11 protein-coding genes are annotated in these 15861 nt (G+C 71.2%); 5 read left to right on the top strand and 6 right to left on the bottom strand.

All coding sequences use genetic code 11. The features are described 5' to 3' along the window. The first annotated feature begins 79 nt into the window (after nucleotides 1-79). The 3 genes from ACN28A_RS06805 (at nucleotide 80) to ACN28A_RS06795 (ending at nucleotide 1907) form a co-directional block, all read left to right on the top strand. Nucleotides 80-931, top strand: coding sequence for an oxidoreductase (locus ACN28A_RS06805; RefSeq protein ID WP_421393407.1), 852 nt, complete (start codon nucleotides 80-82; stop codon nucleotides 929-931). Nucleotides 932-1002: 71 nt separating this feature from the next. Further along, the gene (locus tag ACN28A_RS06800; RefSeq protein WP_421393406.1) at nucleotides 1003-1560 is read left to right on the top strand and encodes a TetR/AcrR family transcriptional regulator; all 558 of its coding nucleotides are present in this window, start codon (nucleotides 1003-1005) and stop codon (nucleotides 1558-1560) included. Between the two features lie 113 nt (nucleotides 1561-1673). Next, nucleotides 1674-1907 carry a TM2 domain-containing protein gene (locus ACN28A_RS06795; protein WP_278063900.1) on the top strand — a complete coding sequence of 78 codons (234 nt, stop codon included), beginning with the start codon at nucleotides 1674-1676 and terminating at the stop codon, nucleotides 1905-1907. A gap of 85 nt (nucleotides 1908-1992) precedes the next feature. Here ACN28A_RS06795 and ACN28A_RS06790 read toward each other — a convergent pair whose 3' ends face one another. Next, entirely contained in the window at nucleotides 1993-4011 is a 2019-nt protein-coding gene (locus tag ACN28A_RS06790) for a penicillin-binding transpeptidase domain-containing protein (RefSeq protein ID WP_421393404.1), read from the bottom strand. A gap of 293 nt (nucleotides 4012-4304) precedes the next feature. On the opposite strand from ACN28A_RS06790, the gene ACN28A_RS06785 reads away from it, so the two are divergent. Then, nucleotides 4305-9353 (top strand): NAD-glutamate dehydrogenase, encoded by a 5049-nt coding sequence (locus ACN28A_RS06785; protein ID WP_421393402.1) that lies wholly within the window; start codon nucleotides 4305-4307, stop codon nucleotides 9351-9353. A gap of 68 nt (nucleotides 9354-9421) precedes the next feature. Here the strand turns inward: ACN28A_RS06785 and ACN28A_RS06780 are convergent, their stop codons facing one another. The 4 genes from ACN28A_RS06780 to ACN28A_RS06765 form a co-directional block, all read right to left on the bottom strand. Then, nucleotides 9422-10171: a class F sortase gene (locus tag ACN28A_RS06780; protein WP_421404202.1), complete on the bottom strand. Its 750-nt coding sequence runs from the start codon at nucleotides 10169-10171 to the stop codon at nucleotides 9422-9424. Nucleotide 10172: 1 nt separating this feature from the next. Continuing rightward, nucleotides 10173-10913, bottom strand: a complete 741-nt coding sequence (locus ACN28A_RS06775) for a hypothetical protein (RefSeq protein WP_421393400.1) — start codon at nucleotides 10911-10913, stop codon at nucleotides 10173-10175. Nucleotides 10914-11141: 228 nt separating this feature from the next. Next, nucleotides 11142-11876, bottom strand: a complete 735-nt coding sequence (locus tag ACN28A_RS06770) for a class F sortase (protein ID WP_421393398.1) — start codon at nucleotides 11874-11876, stop codon at nucleotides 11142-11144. Next, nucleotides 11860-12789: a hypothetical protein gene (locus ACN28A_RS06765; RefSeq protein ID WP_421393396.1), complete on the bottom strand. Its 930-nt coding sequence runs from the start codon at nucleotides 12787-12789 to the stop codon at nucleotides 11860-11862. Before ACN28A_RS06765 ends, ACN28A_RS06770 begins: the two co-directional genes overlap by 17 nt. 800 nt (nucleotides 12790-13589) lie before the next feature. On the opposite strand from ACN28A_RS06765, the gene ACN28A_RS06760 reads away from it, so the two are divergent. Continuing rightward, a complete protein-coding gene (locus ACN28A_RS06760) occupies nucleotides 13590-15353 on the top strand; it encodes a glycoside hydrolase family 6 protein (RefSeq protein ID WP_421393394.1) in 1764 nt (587 codons plus the stop codon). 137 nt (nucleotides 15354-15490) lie between these two features. On the opposite strand, the gene ACN28A_RS06755 is transcribed toward ACN28A_RS06760, so the two are convergent. Further along, a complete protein-coding gene (locus ACN28A_RS06755) occupies nucleotides 15491-15859 on the bottom strand; it encodes a hypothetical protein (protein WP_421393392.1) in 369 nt (122 codons plus the stop codon). Nucleotides 15860-15861: the final 2 nt, after the last annotated feature.

Raw genomic sequence — 15861 nt, 5'->3', positions numbered from 1 at the left:
TCCGGTCGGCCCGCTGGCCAGAGTGGACCGCAGGCGGTGGTCGGCACCGTCGGGGTGGACGAGGCGGGGAGGCTCGACGGTGGCGCGACGGGAACGGGTGTGGTTGGTGACCGGATGCTCGGCGGGTTTCGGCCGGGAACTCGTCCGGGCGGCGCTGGCCGCCGGTGACCGGGTGATGGCGACGGCCCGGGACACCGGGCAACTGGCCGACCTCTCCGGGGCAGGGCGGGAGCGGGTCCGGACGGCCCGGCTCGATGTCACCGACGAGGCGTCGGTACACCGGGCGGTGGCGGAGACGCTCGCCGCGTTCGGCCGGATCGACGTGCTGGTGAACAATGCCGGCTACGGCTCGGTCGGCGCCGTCGAGGAGCTGACGATGCCGGAGTTGCGTGCCCTGCTGGAGGTGATGTTCTTCGGCGCGGTGTCGGTGACCAGGGCGGTGCTGCCGCACCTGCGGCGGCAGGGCGGCGGGACGATCGTGCAGATGAGTTCGATGGGCGGCCAGGTCACGATGCCCGGGTTCGGCGGGTACTGCGCCGCGAAGTTCGCCCTGGAGGGCCTCTCCGAGGCGCTGGCCGCCGAGGTGGCGCCGTTCGGCGTACGGGTGTTGATCGTCGAGCCGGGCGCGTTCCGTACCGAGTTCGGTGGGCGCCGGATGCACCGGTCCAGGACGATCGAGGCGTACCGGGTGTCGACCGGGGAAACCAGGGCGGCCGTGGACGCGATGGACGGCACCCAGCCCGGTGACCCGGCGAAGGCCGCTCGGGTGATCGTCGAGGTACTCGACGCGGCCGAACCGCCGCTGCGGCTGGCGCTCGGGCAGGACGCCGTGCGGAGCATCCGGGCCGCCCAGCAGCGGCGCCGGGCCGACCTCGACGGCTGGGAAGAGCTGAGTCGCCGCACAGATGGTGGATTTGACATGGCAGGCTAGCATTACTAGCTTTTTGGCTATTGTGACTAGCAAATGCCGGGGCCGACGAGGAGCGTTGCACGGGCGTCGCGATGCCTAGGGCCGGACTCTCGCCGGCCGCTGTCGTCGACGCGGCGCTGGGGGTGATCGACGAGCACGGCGTCGACGCACTGACCCTGGCGGCCGTCGCCGCGCGCACCGGGGTCGCCCCGCCCTCGCTCTACAAGCACGTCGCCGGCCTCGCCGAGCTGCGCACGCTGGTCGGGATCCGGGTGCTGACCGAGATGACCGACCGGTTCGTGGCGGCCGTGCTGGGCCGCGGCGGCGACGAGGCGGTGGCGGCACTGCTGCGCGCCTACCGCGACTACGTCCGCGAGCACCCGGCCCGGTACGCCGCGGTGCCGCCCGATCCGATGCACGAGCCGGCCATGCTCGACGTCGCCAACCGGATGTTGCAGGTCTTCCTCGCCGCGCTCCGGACGTACGGGCTCACCGACTCGGCCGCGATCCACGCCACCCGGTGCGGCCGGTCCATCGCACACGGCTTCGCCTCGCTGGAGGCCAGCGGCGGCTTCGGGCTGCCGGAGGACCTGGACGAGACGTACGAGCAGCTGATCGCGATGTTCGTCACCAGTCTGCCGCGCCGCTGACTTCGACCTGATCACGGTGCGGTTACCGGGACAGCGGAGCCGGCGGGATTCCGGTAATGTGCGCGACCGCTGTGCACGCAACTTTCCCTGGAATGTCCTGAAAGGAATAGACCATGTCCACAACCGCCGCCGGTCCGGCCGTCGGGCAGAAGTCCTGGATCGCCGCGCTGCTGCTCTGCCTCTTCCTCGGCACCATCGGCGTGCACCGGTTCTACGTCGGCAAGGTCGGCACGGGCATCCTGATGCTCCTCACCTTCGGCGGGTTCGGCATCTGGACGCTGATCGACCTGATCATGATCGCGGTCGGCAAGTTCACCGACAAGCAGGGCCTGGCTCTCGCCCGCTGAGCTGACCCGCATCGACAGCCGGGGCGGTCCGGGGAAGACCCCGTCGACCGCCCCGGCTGTCGTGTCCGGGCCGGGCCGCCCCTGCTCAGCGGAGGCCGCGGAGAAACTTCTCGACGATCGGCACGGCGGTGGCCGTACTCGATCCGCCCTTCTCGACGAAGACCGCGAACGCGACGTCACCCTGCCAGCCCACGAACCAGGCGTGCGTGTGCGCCGGGTTGTCGTCGTACTCGGCGGTGCCGGTCTTGCCGTACACCGGTCCGCCGGGCACGTCGGCCAGCGCGCTGCCGGTCCCCTTGGTGACCACCTCGCGCATCATCGTGCGCAGCGGCTCGACCGAACCGGCCTTCAGTTGCGGGCCGGGTGGGGCGGGCTCGCCGGGCCCCGGCTCCAGTACCAGTTTCGGCTGCTGCCACTGGCCCCGGGCGACCCCTGCGGTGGCCGCCGCCATCGCCAGCGGGCTGACCACGGTGGTGCCCTGACCGAACGAGGCGGCCGCCCGCTCGGCCGCCGACCCGCCCGCCGAGACCTTGCCGGTGAAGGCGTCGGTCCCGAGCTTCCACTCCGCCTCCAGGCCGAGGCTCCGGCCGGCGTTGGCCAGCCCGTCCGGCCCGAGTTTCGGCGCCAGCGCGGCGAACGCCGTGTTGCAGGACTTCGCGAAGTCGGTGCGGAACGGCACGCTGCCGAGGGCGAAGTTGTCGGAGTTCTTGAACGAGCGCCCGTCGACGGTGAACGTCTTCGGGCAGGCCACCGGCCCGTCCAGGCTGACCGCGCCGAGGTCGAGCAGCCCGAGCGTGCTCACCATCTTGAAGGTCGAGCCGGGCGGGACCTGTGCGGTGAAGGCGAGGTTCTCGGCGGTGCCGGCGTTCGCGGCGGCCAGTACGGCGCCGTCTCCTACGCGTACCGCGACCAGGGCGGCGCGCTGCCGGGAGCCGCGTACCGCGTCGTCGGCGGCGTTCTGGGTCGGCACGTCGAGGGTGGTCTTCACGGGTACGCCGGCCTGCGGCTCGCGCCGGAACACCTCCTTGCTGTCCGGCGCGACCGTGCCGTCCGGCAGCTTGCTGACGATGACCACGCTCAGCCCGACGCCACCGCGCAACTGCTTGTCGTAGCGGCCCTGTAGCCCGCCGTGACCGACCGAGTCACCCTCCTGCACCAGCCCGGGGTTGGCGGCGATGTCGTCGGCCTGCGCCGGGTCGACCGAGCCGAGCAGGGCGCGGGCGAAGTCCCGGGTCGGTGCGAGCTCCCGCTGCTCGTCGCGGAACTTCGTCCCCGACAGGTGGTGGATGCGCGGTTTGATCTGGAGGTACGCCTCCCGGCGCAGCGTCACCACCTCGACGAAGGCGTTCGGTTTCGCCTCCTTCAGCCGGCCCGGCAGGTCGGCCAGGTCCACCGGCGGGGTGATCGGCGGGCGGATCGCCCGGAACGCCGTGTCGAGCTGCCGGACCAGGCCGGGTACGTCGGTCACCTGATCGGGCTGCACCCCGACGACCACCACCGGGCGGGGTGCCACCAGGGGCGCTCCGGCCCCGTCGGTCACGGCCGCCCGGCTGGCGGTCAGCCGGCGCACCGCCAGTTCGTCCCCGCTGGTGAGGCGGGGCTCGACGACCTTCGGCTCCCAGATCACCTGCCACTCGTCGTCGTCGCCGCGGTTGAGATGGATCTCCGAGGGGTACGACCAGTGCGTGTCACCGGGCAGCGTCCAGTCCACCCGTACCGTCGCGGTCGCGGTGTCCTCGTTGACCTTGGCCTCGCCCTCCCGGCGGAGCTTCGGCGGCGTCTTGCCCAGTTCGCCGGAGAGCTGTTTGATCTCCTCGGTCACCTCGTCGGCGGGCACCCGCTCGCCGGCCGGGTTGCGGAAGCCGACCCTGTGCATGTCGCCGCCGAGCCAGCCGGCCAGGAACGCGTCGACCGCCTGGTCGGGGCCGTCCGAGCCCGAGCAGCCGGCCAGGGCGCCGGCCGTGAGCAGCACGCCGGCCAGTGCGACGGTCGTGCCTCGACGGGCGGTATGCCGGAGTCGGGCGGTATGCCGGGGTCGGGCGGTGTGCCGGAGTCGGGCGGTGTGCCGGAGAAGCGGGCGTGGGAGTGGCGTGGGAAAGCGCATGCCGCGGTTACCTTCCAGGTCGGCGCACCACCGGAAGGCGCGCCGGCGGCAGCCCGACCGTAGTACGCCGGGCCCAACGCGGGCTGCCCCGGCGCTTCCGGCGGGGCGGATCGGGTGATGGCCGAGCGTGCGTGGGTACTCCCAGGCGGGCGTGTCGGGTGTCCGCGACGGCCGGAGGGACAGATCGAGATCCGGCATCCGCACCGCCGGTCCACCGGCAGAGGGGTTGATCGGTAGGGCCTAGTCTGGGCGGAGAGTGACCCACGGCGTGGTGGGTCGAGGGGAGTGGCACGATGGACCGGCGTCCGGCGATCAAACCGGAACCCGTTCTCCGGCCGGCGGATGCCAGCCGAGACGACAGCTACGACGCGGCGATCGACGACGACGGGGCGGGCTCTCGGCTCGCCTCCGGCGCGACAGGTGTGCCGGGGGCCAGCATCGACACTCTCTACGACCTCGGACTGCCACCGGAGGCCCTCGCCGACGACGTCGAGGACGCCGACCTGGACGAGCCGGTGCCGAACGCCGAGCGGCTGGTCGCCCAGGCGGTCGCACTGGCCGGGGACGACCACGACGCGGCGACGCTCGTCGACAGGTTCTGGCGGTTCGCGCCGGACGAGGAGTTGATCGGCTTCACCGCGGCGGAGATGCTCGCCGCCGCCAGGGAACACCGGGAACTCGCCCAGCAGCGGGTGCCGGGCGAGCTCAAGCTGCGGATCCACGAGCCGGACGAGGACCAGCAGCACACCGTGATCGAGATCGTCACGGACGACATGCCCTTCCTGGTGGACTCCGTCACCGCCCTGCTGACCGGGCACCACCTCGACGTGCACATGCTGGTGCACCCGCTGGTGGTGGTCCGCCGCGAGCCGCTCGGCAGGTTGACCGAGGTCGCCGCCGACGTCGAACCGGACGACGCGATCGACGGCGACATCGTCGAGAGCTGGATGCGGATCGAGATCGACCCGGTACGCGGTGCCGCCGACCGGGACCGATTGCGCGCCGAGTTGCAGCGGGTGCTGACCGACGTGCGGGAGGCGGTGGAGGACTGGCCCAAGATGCGCCAGCGCGCCCTCTCGCTCGCCGACGAACTGGCCGCCGCGCGCACCGCGGAGAACCGCCCACCGGTGCCGGAGAAGGACATCACCGACTCGGTGGAGCTGCTCCGCTGGCTGGCGCACGAGCACTTCACCTTCCTCGGCTACCGGGAGTACCGGCTCATCCAGGGTGAGAAGGGTCCGGCGCTGGAGGCGATCCTCGGCACCGGGCTCGGCATCCTGCGCCAGGACTCCACCACGCCCCGGGCGCTCTCCTCGATGACCCCCGAGGCGCACCAGAAGGTGACCGAGAAGCGACTGCTGATCATCACCAAGGCGAACAGCCGGGCCACCGTGCACCGGTCGGCCTACCTGGACTACATCGGCTTCAAGATCTTCAACGAGGCCGGTGAGGTGGTGGGGGAGCGGCGCTTCCTCGGGCTGCTCGCCACCGCGGCGTACCGGACAAGCGTCCGCGAGCTGCCGGTGGTCCGGCGCAAGGTCGCCGAGGTGCTGGACCGGTCCGGGCTCAGCCCGCGCAGCCACTCCGGCAAGGACCTGCTGCAGATCCTGGAGACCTACCCCCGGGACGAACTCTTCCAGATCAAGACCGACGACCTCTACCACGCGGTGATCGGCGTACTCCGGATGGCCGGCCGCCGCCAACTGCGGGTCTTCCTGCGCCGCGACGGGTACGGCCGGTTCATCTCCTGCCTGATCTACCTGCCCCGGGACCGGTTCACCACGCAGAACCGGCTGCGGATGCAGGAGATCCTGCTCCGTGAGCTGAACGGGATCGGCGTCGACTACACCACCCGGGTCACCGAGTCGATGCTGGCCCGGGTGCACTTCATCGTCCGGACCGACCCGGCCAGCCCGCCCGGCGAGGTGGACGCCGACCTGCTCGCCGAGGAACTCGCCGACGCGACCCGGCTGTGGGACGACGACTACCGGCTGGTGCTGGAGCGCAAGCTCGGCGACGAGCAGGCCAAACACCTCTTCACCCGGTACGCCGACGCGTTCCCGGAGGGCTACAAGGACGGGCACACCCCGTACGAGGCGATGAAGGACCTGGCCAAGCTGGAACTGCTGGAGGAGCCGGGCCAGCTCGAGATGCACATGTTCCGCAAGCAGCAGCCGGTCCGGCCGGGCGGGGCGACCCCGGCCACCGCGGTCGAGGACGTCCGGTTCAAGGTGTACCGGTACGGCGAGCCGATGGTGCTCTCCGCCGTCCTGCCGGTACTGCACTCCCTCGGCGTACGGGTGGTCGACGAGCACCCGTACGAGGTGGACCGGATCGACGGGCGGATCTACCTCTACGACTTCGGTCTCGAACTCCCCGAGGGCGCCCGCGAGCTGGCCGAGGTACGCCCGCACGTCGAGAACGCCTTCTCGGCCACCTGGCGCGGCGAGGCCGAGGTGGACGGCTTCAACGAGCTGGTGCTGCGCGGCGGGCTCACCTGGCGGCAGGTGGTGGTGCTCCGGGCGTACGCGAAGTACCTGCGGCAGGCCGGCACGGTCTTCTCGCAGGACTACATGGAGTCCACCTTCATCGCGTACCCGCAGCTTGCCGCCTCGCTCGTGGAACTCTTCGAGGTGCGGTTCTCGCCGACTCTCGGGCTCAGCGCCGAGGAGCGCAACCTGCGGAGCAAGGAGCTGGTCACCTCGATCGGGCAGCAGCTCGACGACGTGAGCAGCCTGGACCAGGACCGGATCCTGCGGTCCTATCTGACGCTGATCCAGGCGACCCTGCGGACCAGCTTCTACCAGCGGCGCACCGACGGGCGGCCGAAGCCGTACGTGGCGTTCAAGCTCGACCCGCAGGCGGTGCCGGACCTGCCGGCGCCCCGGCCGAAGTACGAGATCTTCGTCTACTCGCCGCGCTTCGAGGGCGTACACCTGCGGTTCGGGCCGGTGGCCCGGGGCGGCATCCGCTGGTCGGACCGGCGGGAGGACTTCCGGACCGAGGTGCTCGGCCTGGTCAAGGCGCAGATGGTGAAGAACGCCGTGATCGTGCCGGTGGGCGCCAAGGGCGGCTTCGTGCTCAAGCAGAAGCCGGGGGACCGGGACGAGGCGGTCGCCTGTTACCAGGGTTTCATCTCGGCCCTGCTGGACGTGACCGACAACCTGGTCGGCGGGCAGATCGTGCCGCCGGCCGACGTGGTCCGGCACGACGCCGACGACCCCTACCTGGTGGTGGCGGCGGACAAGGGCACCGCCAGCTTCTCCGACACCGCCAACGAGATCTCGGTGCGCAACGGCTTCTGGCTGGCCGACGCGTTCGCCTCCGGCGGCTCGGCCGGCTACGACCACAAGAAGATGGGGATCACCGCCCGGGGTGCCTGGGAGTCGGTGAAGCGGCACTTCCGGGACATGGGCATCGACACCCAGAGCCAGGACTTCACGGTGGTCGGGGTCGGCGACATGTCCGGCGACGTCTTCGGCAACGGGATGCTGCTCTCCGAGCACATCAGGCTGGTGGCCGCCTTCGACCACCGGCACATCTTCCTGGACCCGGACCCCGACCCGGCCACCTCGTACGCCGAGCGCCGCCGGCTCTTCGACCACCCGCGTTCGTCCTGGGCGGACTACGACGCCGACCTGATCAGCGAAGGCGGCGGGATCTACCCGCGTACCGCGAAGTCGATCCCGGTCAGCCCGCAGGTGCGGGCGGTGCTCGACCTCGGCGACGTCGAGTCGATGTCGCCGCCGGAGCTGATGAAGGCGATCCTCTGCGCCCCGGTCGACCTGTTCTGGAACGGCGGGATCGGCACCTACGTCAAGGCGTCGTCGGAGTCGAACTCCGACGTGGGGGACAAGTCCAACGACGCGATCCGGGTGGACGGCAGGGACCTGCGGGTCAAGGTGGTCGGCGAGGGCGGCAACCTCGGCTTCACCCAGGTCGGCCGGATCGAGTACGCCGGCGCGGGCGGCCGGATCTTCACCGACTTCATCGACAACGCCGCCGGGGTGGACACCTCGGACCACGAGGTGAACATCAAGATCCTGCTCGGTGCGGCGGTTGCCGACGGCGAGCTGAGCGTGCCGGACCGGGACGCGCTGCTGGCCGGGATGACCGACGAGGTCGCCCAGCTCGTGCTCCGGGACAACTACGACCAGGCGCGGGCGATCGGCAACGCGATGGCCCAGGCGGCCTCGCTGCTGCCGGTGCACCGCCGGATGATCTCGGACTTCGAGCGGGCCGGTCACCTCGACCGGCAGTTGGAGGCGCTGCCGCCGGACGAGGAGTTGGCGGCGCGCACCGACACCGGGCTGACCGCGCCGGAGTTCGCGGTGCTGCTGGCGTACGTCAAGATCGTGCTGGAGCGGGAGATCCTGGCCGACAAGCTGCCGGACGAGGAGTGGACCTTCGAGGTGCTCGCCGGCTACTTCCCGACCCCGCTGCGCGAGCGGTACGCCGACCGGATGCCGGAGCACCGGCTGCACCGGGACATCGTCACCACCGTGCTGGTGAACGAGGCGGTGAACCGCGGCGGCATCTCGTTCATCTACCGGGTGGTGGAGGAGACCGGTGCGACCCCGGCGGACGTGATCCGGGCGTACGTGGTGGTCCGCGAGGTCTTCGGGCTGCGCGAGGTCTGGGCCGACATCGAGGCGCTGGACAACCGGGTGCCGACCGAGGTGCAGACGGCGGTCTACCTGGACACCCGGCGCCTGCTCGACCGGGCCGTACGGTGGCTGGTGACCAACCGCCGCTCGCCGATCGACGTACCGGCCGAGATCGCCCGGCTGCGGGACGGCATCTCCCGGCTGCTGCCGGAACTCGGCAACCTCTTCTACGGCAGCGAACGGGAGGCGCTGGAGGCACACGTCGACATGTGCGTACGGCGCGGCCTGCCGCAGGACCTGGCCGAGCGGTCGACCCGGCTGATGTACAGCTTCGGCCTGCTCGACGTGGTGGAGACGGCGCGGGCGACCGGGCGGGACGTCGCCGAGGTGGCGGCGGTCTACTTCGTGCTCTCCGACCGGTTCCGGGTCGACGCGCTGCTGTCGAAGATCTCGCTGCTGCCCCGGGAGGACCGTTGGCAGACGCTGGCCCGGATGGCGCTGCGCTACGACCTCTACGCGGCGCTGGCCGCGCTCACCGCCGAGGTGCTCGGCGGGACGCCGGCCGACCTGTCGCCGGACGGGCGGGTGCAGGAGTGGGAACGGTCGAACTCGATCTCGATCGGGCGTACCCGCAGGGCGATGGGGGAGTTCGACGAGTCGCAGGCGGATCTCGCCGCGCTCTCCGTACTGCTGCGGCAGATCCGTACCCTGGTCCGGACCTCGGCGGCCGGCTGAGCGCGGGCCGGCACAGCGCGGCCTGACCCCGGCCCCGCCGGCTCGCCGTACGCGACCCGGATCCCCGTTCACGGGATCCGGGTCGCGGAGACGATCACGTTGTTCCGGTAGCTGCCCTCCTTGCGGTCGAAGCTGCCGCCGCAGGTCACCACCTGGAGCCGGGCGGCGTCGGCGGTCCCGTAGACCAGTTCGGCGGGGAACGAGGTCTTCGGGTACGACTTCACGGCGTCCACCGCGAACCGGACCAGCTCGCCGTCGGCGCGGACGACCTCGATCCGGTCGCCGCGTTTCAGCGAGCCGAGCCGGAAGAAGACCGCCGGGCCGATCGCGGCCGAGTCGACGTGCCCGACCACCACCGCGTTGCCGAACTCGCCGGGGCTGACGCCCAGCCTGTACCAGCCGGCGCGGTCGGCCTGCTTGAGCGGCGGCACCTGGACGGTCCCGTCGGCCTCCACGCCGAGCGGCATGATCTCGGCGTCCACCTTGATCTTCGGGATGCCGATCCGGACCGGCTCGGAGCGCGGCAGTTCGGCCAGTGGGGGCGGCCCGCCGGTCGGCATGCCGGGCCCGGTCGGGGTGCCGGGCTGCCCGGTCGAGGTACCCGGGGCCGGTGACGGCAGTGGTGGCCGGGGAGTCGAGCCGGGCTGCGGCGACGCTTCGGCGGCCTCGGCCTCGGCAGGCTGTGGCGGCTGCGCCGGTGCCGGGTTCAGGCCGGCGGTGAGCAGGGCGGTGCCGCTGATCGCGAGCAGGACGACCAGGGTGACGCCGGCGGCACGCCACGGTTTCCCGTGCCGGCCGCCGGCGCGCCTGGCCGGCACGTCAGGCTGGTGAGCCATCGGTACGACGTCGGCGGATCATCAGGAAGCCACCGAGCGCTGCCGCTCCCAGCAGGCTGGCGCCGGCAGCGGTCTTTCCGGAGTCGGTTCCGGCGGCGCCACCGTCACCGCCGTCCACCCAGCCCCGGGGCAGTACGACGATCTTGCCCTTGCTGTCGCAGGCGCCCCAGGCCGGGTAGTGCCCGGGCCGCGTCCAGTACGGCACCTTGGCCCAGGCCGAGTAGGCGGCTCCGCCGTACGCGGCCTGGCCACCCTCCCCGCCGGGCTGCACCTGCCCGTCCGGCTGAGTGCCGTTCGGCAGCGGCGGCTGGCCGTTCTCCGGCGGCAGCGGCGGCTGGGTGTTCTCCGGCGGCAGTGGTGGCTGAGTGTTCTCCGGCGGCAGCGGTGGCTGGCCGTCCGGCTGTCCGCCACCGTCCGGCTGCCCGCCACCGTCGACGGGCGGGGTCTCGGGTACCCGGAGGCCGTCCTTCGGCACCGGCTTGAGCCAGATCTTGCCGGTGATCTTCGACGAGACCCAGGCCCTGGCGACCGGCTGCTCGCACTTCAGGATGATCTTGAACTTGTGTCCCGGCTTCACTCCCTTCGGGACGGTGTGGATGTGGCCCCGGTTGCCCCGGTCGTGTGGAGCGCCGTCCGCCAGAGCGGTTCCGGGCGCGCAGATCAGCAGGGATGCGGCACCGAGACCCGCGCCGGCCATCACCTTCCCCAGCAGTTTCCTTCTCATGACTCGAAGTCACTCCTTCCCCGTTGGTTCGCCCGACGGCCAGTCGAGCCAGCACCGACGTTAGCCAGTTTGTGAGGAGATGTCGTTATTATGGGTGTTCCTGGATGAACACCGACATCTGAGTGATAAAGGAGTTCACGTCGAGGATGTCCGGATCAGCCGCCGGACGGACATACGACGGGGGACAGCGGCGCGCCGCTGTCCCCGTACGATGGTCCGGCTGCCCGGTTATCCGGCCAGCCGGGCGAAGGCGATGACGTTCTCGGGATAGGAACCCGTGCGCTCGTCGAAGTCCCCGCCGCAGGTCACCAGCCGCAGCCCCGACTCCTCGCTCGGGCCGTAGACCAGCTCGGTGGGAAAGGCCGCCTTCGGGTACGACTTAACACCGTCCACCACGAAGCTGGCCAGGCTGCCGTCCTCGCGGATCACCTGGATGCCGTCCCCGGGCAGCAGGGCGCCGAGCCGGAAGAAGACCGCCGGCCCGATCTCCCGGGAGTCGACGTGCCCGACGATCACCGAGTTGCCGGCCTCGCCGGGCGTCGGACCCAGCCGGTACCAGCCGGCCAGCCCCGCCCTGGCCAGCGGCGGCGCCTGCACCATCCCGTCCGGGGTGAGTCCCAGCGGCATGACGGCCGCGTCCACGCCGATCCTCGGGATCATGATCTTGATCGGCTCGGACCTGTCCAGTACCCCCGCCGGGCCGGTGTCGGTGCCGCTGTCCGGCGCCGCCGTACGGCCCGTGTCGCCGAGGGCCGGTCCGGTCACCGCCCGATTCTGCTGGTCCGGGGCCGCGTCGGCACCGGGCTGCGTCGGCGGGGTCGGTTCCGGCGCGTTGAGGGCTGCTCCGATCAGACCGGCGCCGACCAGCGCCAGCAGGGCGACGAGGCCGGTGCCGGCGGCCCGCCACGGTCTCCCGTGGCCGCCACCGGCACCGCTCGCCGTCGCCTCAGTCGGCCGACTCATCGGTACGGCGCTGCCGCATCAGCACCAGTCCGCCGAGCCCGGCCAAGCCGAGCACCCCCAGCCCCGCGACCGCGAGGTTGTCGCCGTTTCCGGAGGTCGCACCGCCGTCGCCGCCGTCGACCCAGCCCTTCGGCAGGATGGTCAGCTCACCCTTGCCACAGGAGCCCGTGAGCTCGTACGATCCCGGCTTCGCGTCCCACGGGATGGTGACGCTGTTCCAGTACTCGTAGCCGCCCTTTCCGCCCGTCCAGCCGTCCTCGGCCTTCCCGCCGCCGCTCTCCCGGCCCTCCCTGCCCGGCTCGGTCTTCTCCCAGCCGTCCCTGTCCGGCTCGGTCTTCCGGTCGGCTTCCCCGCCGTCGCTGCGCGGTTCGGCCTTTTCCCAGCCGTGTCTGCCGTCCTCGGCCTCCCCGTACTCCGCCCAGCCGTGCCCGCCGTCGTCCCGGGCCATCCCACCGGCGCCCTCCGCCTTGCCTTCCTCTGGCTTCTGCGCCTTGCCTTCTTCCGGCTTCTGCGCCTTGCCCTCGTCGGGCTTCTGCGCCTTGCCCTCGTCGGGCTTCTGCGTCTTGTTCTCCTCGGGCTTCTCTGCCTTGCCCTGGTCGGACTTCTCCGGCCTGCTCTCCTCGGGTTTTCTGCCGGTCTGGTGATCGTCCCTGGGAATCAGGTCCACCTTTCCGGTGACCCTCGACCACAACCACGCGTGCTTCTGCGCCTCGGCGCAGACCTCGACGAGTTCGACCGTGCCACCGGGCCGCACTGCGGCTGGTTCCGCGAAGGCGCGGCCCGAGCTGTCCTTCTGGTACCCCTCCGGGTGGTGGCCGCCGTCGGCGAGGGCGGCCGAGGGGGAGAAAACGAGTAGCGAAGCGCCGCCGAGAGCGGCTCCCGCGATCATCCTGCCGAGGAACTTCTTGGACATGACTTTCGTCATCCTTCCCTCTTGCCTCAGCCCGCCGGCAGACGAGCCATGACCGAGATTAACGAATTTGTGAGCTTTCATCGGATTTTCTCGCCTTTTCCCCGAACGGGTACTCAAGGCGCCCGGAGGCACCGCCTGGGAGCTGTGGCGACGGCCGGGCGGCTCCGGTCCCTGCCGCACCGACCGGACCGGGGAGTGCGGGATTCCGCACCGGAGGGCGAGAACCTCCTCCGAGGCGACGGCTGGCCGCGAACGCTCGGCTACCGGCGCCGAGCGCCTGATCGGCGCGTCCGGGAGATCCGGGGTCGCTCGTCCGGTTCCGCTCGAGCCGGCCGACGGTGTGCGGAAGGGCCTCCGCTACAACAGAAAGCGATATGCGGAGGCCCTTCCTTGCACCTCGGGCGGCTGGGGGTAGGCTGCGGGCTGACGGGTCCACTGTGACCACCCGGCCCTGCCGCCGCAGGTCGCGATGACGAGCCTCGATGGCCCACGCGAGCCGGGAATCGTCATCCATCATTTCCCGGGTGTTGTGGTGGAAGCGCTCCCATGCAAGAATTCATCCACTGTGCTGGGGGAGCCACACCGCGCAGCAGACGCCGAGGGCAGCCGGTTCGCCGGACGGCGTCACCACGGCCGCTCAGCAGGCGGCCGGCACCACCACCAAGATGCACCCGTCGTCCGGGGCGGGTTTACCGCAGTCCCCCATGGCGTCCACGGACGTACCCACCTGACGTGACGTCCATGTGACCGCCGCGCCGGTTCCGCCTGTCGTGACCGGCTGGCCCAAGGAGATCAGTGGCATGAATTTACGGAGTAGATTGTCCGTCCGGCAGAAAGCCGTCGCGGTGGCAGGTGCGAGCGCTCTGGTCGCCGCCGGTCTGGTCACCCTTCCGGCATCGGTGGCGCAGGCCGCCCCCGGCTGCAGCGTCACCTACAGCGCCAACCAGTGGCAGGGTGGTTTCAGCGCCAACATCACCATCCGGAACGTCGGTGACGCGATCAACGGCTGGACCCTCCGCTTCACCTTCCCGGACTCGAACCAGCGGGTCACCCAGGGCTGGTCGGCCAACTGGACCCAGTCCGGCAGCCAGGTGACCGCCACCAACGTGGCGTGGAACGGCAACCTGGCCACCGGCGCCTCCACCGGCATCGGGTTCAACGGCTCGTGGAGTGGCAGCAACCCGGCGCCGACGTCCTTCAGCGTCAACGGGACCACCTGCAACGGCACCGCGCCGACCACCGGCCCGACGACCGGGCCGACGACCGGCCCGACCACCGGCCCGACCACTGGTCCGACGACCGGCCCGACGGGGAACCCCTCCGCCCGGGTGGACAACCCGTACGCGGGCGCCCGGGGTTACGTGAACCCGGAGTGGAAGGCCAAGGCGGAGAGCGTCTCCGGCGGCAACCGGATCTCCAGCAACCCGACCGGTGTCTGGCTGGACCGGATCGCGGCGATCGAGGGCACCCCGGACAGCAGCTCGAACGGTGCCATGGGTCTGCGTGACCACCTGGACGAGGCGCTGGCGCAGAACGCCGGCTACATCCAGCTCGTCATCTACAACCTGCCCGGCCGGGACTGTGCGGCGCTGGCCTCGAACGGTGAGCTTCCGGCCGACGCACTGGGCAGGTACAAGACCGAGTACATCGACCCGATCGCGGCGATCATGGGTGACACCAAGTACCGCAACCTGCGGATCATCGCGATCATCGAGATCGACTCGCTGCCGAACCTGGTCACCAACGTGTCGCCGCGGGAGACCGCGACCGCGCAGTGCGACACGATGAAGGCCAACGGCAACTACGTCAAGGGTGTCGGCTACGCCCTGGCCAAGCTCGGTGCGGTGCCGAACGTCTACAACTACATCGACGCCGGCCACCACGGCTGGATCGGGTGGGACGACAACTTCCGGCCCTCCGCGCAGCTCTTCGCCGAGGCCGCCCGCGCCGAGGGCAGCACCACCGCCAACGTGCACGGCTTCATCGCCAACACCGCCAACTACTCGGCCACCGTCGAGCCCTACCTCAACGTGACCGAGCAGAACCGGCTCTCGAAGTGGATCGACTACAACCGGTACGTGGACGAGCAGCGCTTCGCCCAGGCCCTGCGCACCGAGCTCGTCTCGCAGGGTTTCTCCAGCAGCATCGGCATGCTGATCGACACCTCGCGTAACGGTTGGGGCGGTCCGGACCGGCCCACCGCCGCGGTCACCTCGGGCACCGTGGACGAGCAGGTCGACGGCTCCCGTATCGACCGCCGGATCCACCTCGGCAACTGGTGCAACCAGAGCGGTGCCGGCCTCGGTGAGCGGCCCCGGGCCGCCCCGGCCACCGGGATCGACGCGTACGTCTGGATCAAGCCCCCGGGCGAGTCGGACGGCTCCAGCACCGAGATCGACAACGACGAGGGCAAGGGCTTCGACCGGATGTGCGACCCGACGTACACCGGTAACCCGCGGAACAACAACAACATGAGCGGCGCGCTCGACGGTGCCCCGATCTCGGGTGCCTGGTTCCCGGCGCAGCTCACCCAGCTGATGCAGAACGCCTACCCGGCGCTCTGACCAGCGGACGACAGCTGGGGCAGCGACAACAGCACGAAAGCACGGCAGCGACACCAGGCGGTCCCCGGCCGGCGCGGCAACGCGTCGGGCGGGGACCGCCGCCGTCGGTGACGACCCGGGGCCGGGCCGGGTCCGGCTCAGGGCACCGTCTTCTCCACCGCTGCCGCCGTACCCTCCCGGTCCATTTCCGCGCCGGCCCGGCGGACGTTCTCCGGTGTCGGGTCGCGGCCCTGTGCCATCGCCAGGTCCTCCGGATCCCACGCCTGTTCGGCGCCGGTACGCGTGTCCCCCGCGCTGCCCGCGCCCTGCCCGTGCGGGTCGCCGAGCAGGTCCTCGGTGCGCGGGAAGTCACCGGGAACGTCGTCCGGGTCCACGAAGTCCGGGTTGTCGGGACCCGACCCACCGTCCGCCGCGAGCTGCGCAACGGCGGTGTCGTCCTCGATCGCGGCGGCCACCTCGGGACTCTCCTCCAGCGGCCGGTTCGGCGTCGGGTCACGCTCGGTCATGC

It is taken from the genome of Plantactinospora sp. WMMB782 (assembly GCF_049179135.1).
Lineage (GTDB): Bacteria > Actinomycetota > Actinomycetes > Mycobacteriales > Micromonosporaceae > Plantactinospora.
This window is presented reverse-complemented; position numbering and strand designations above follow the sequence as displayed.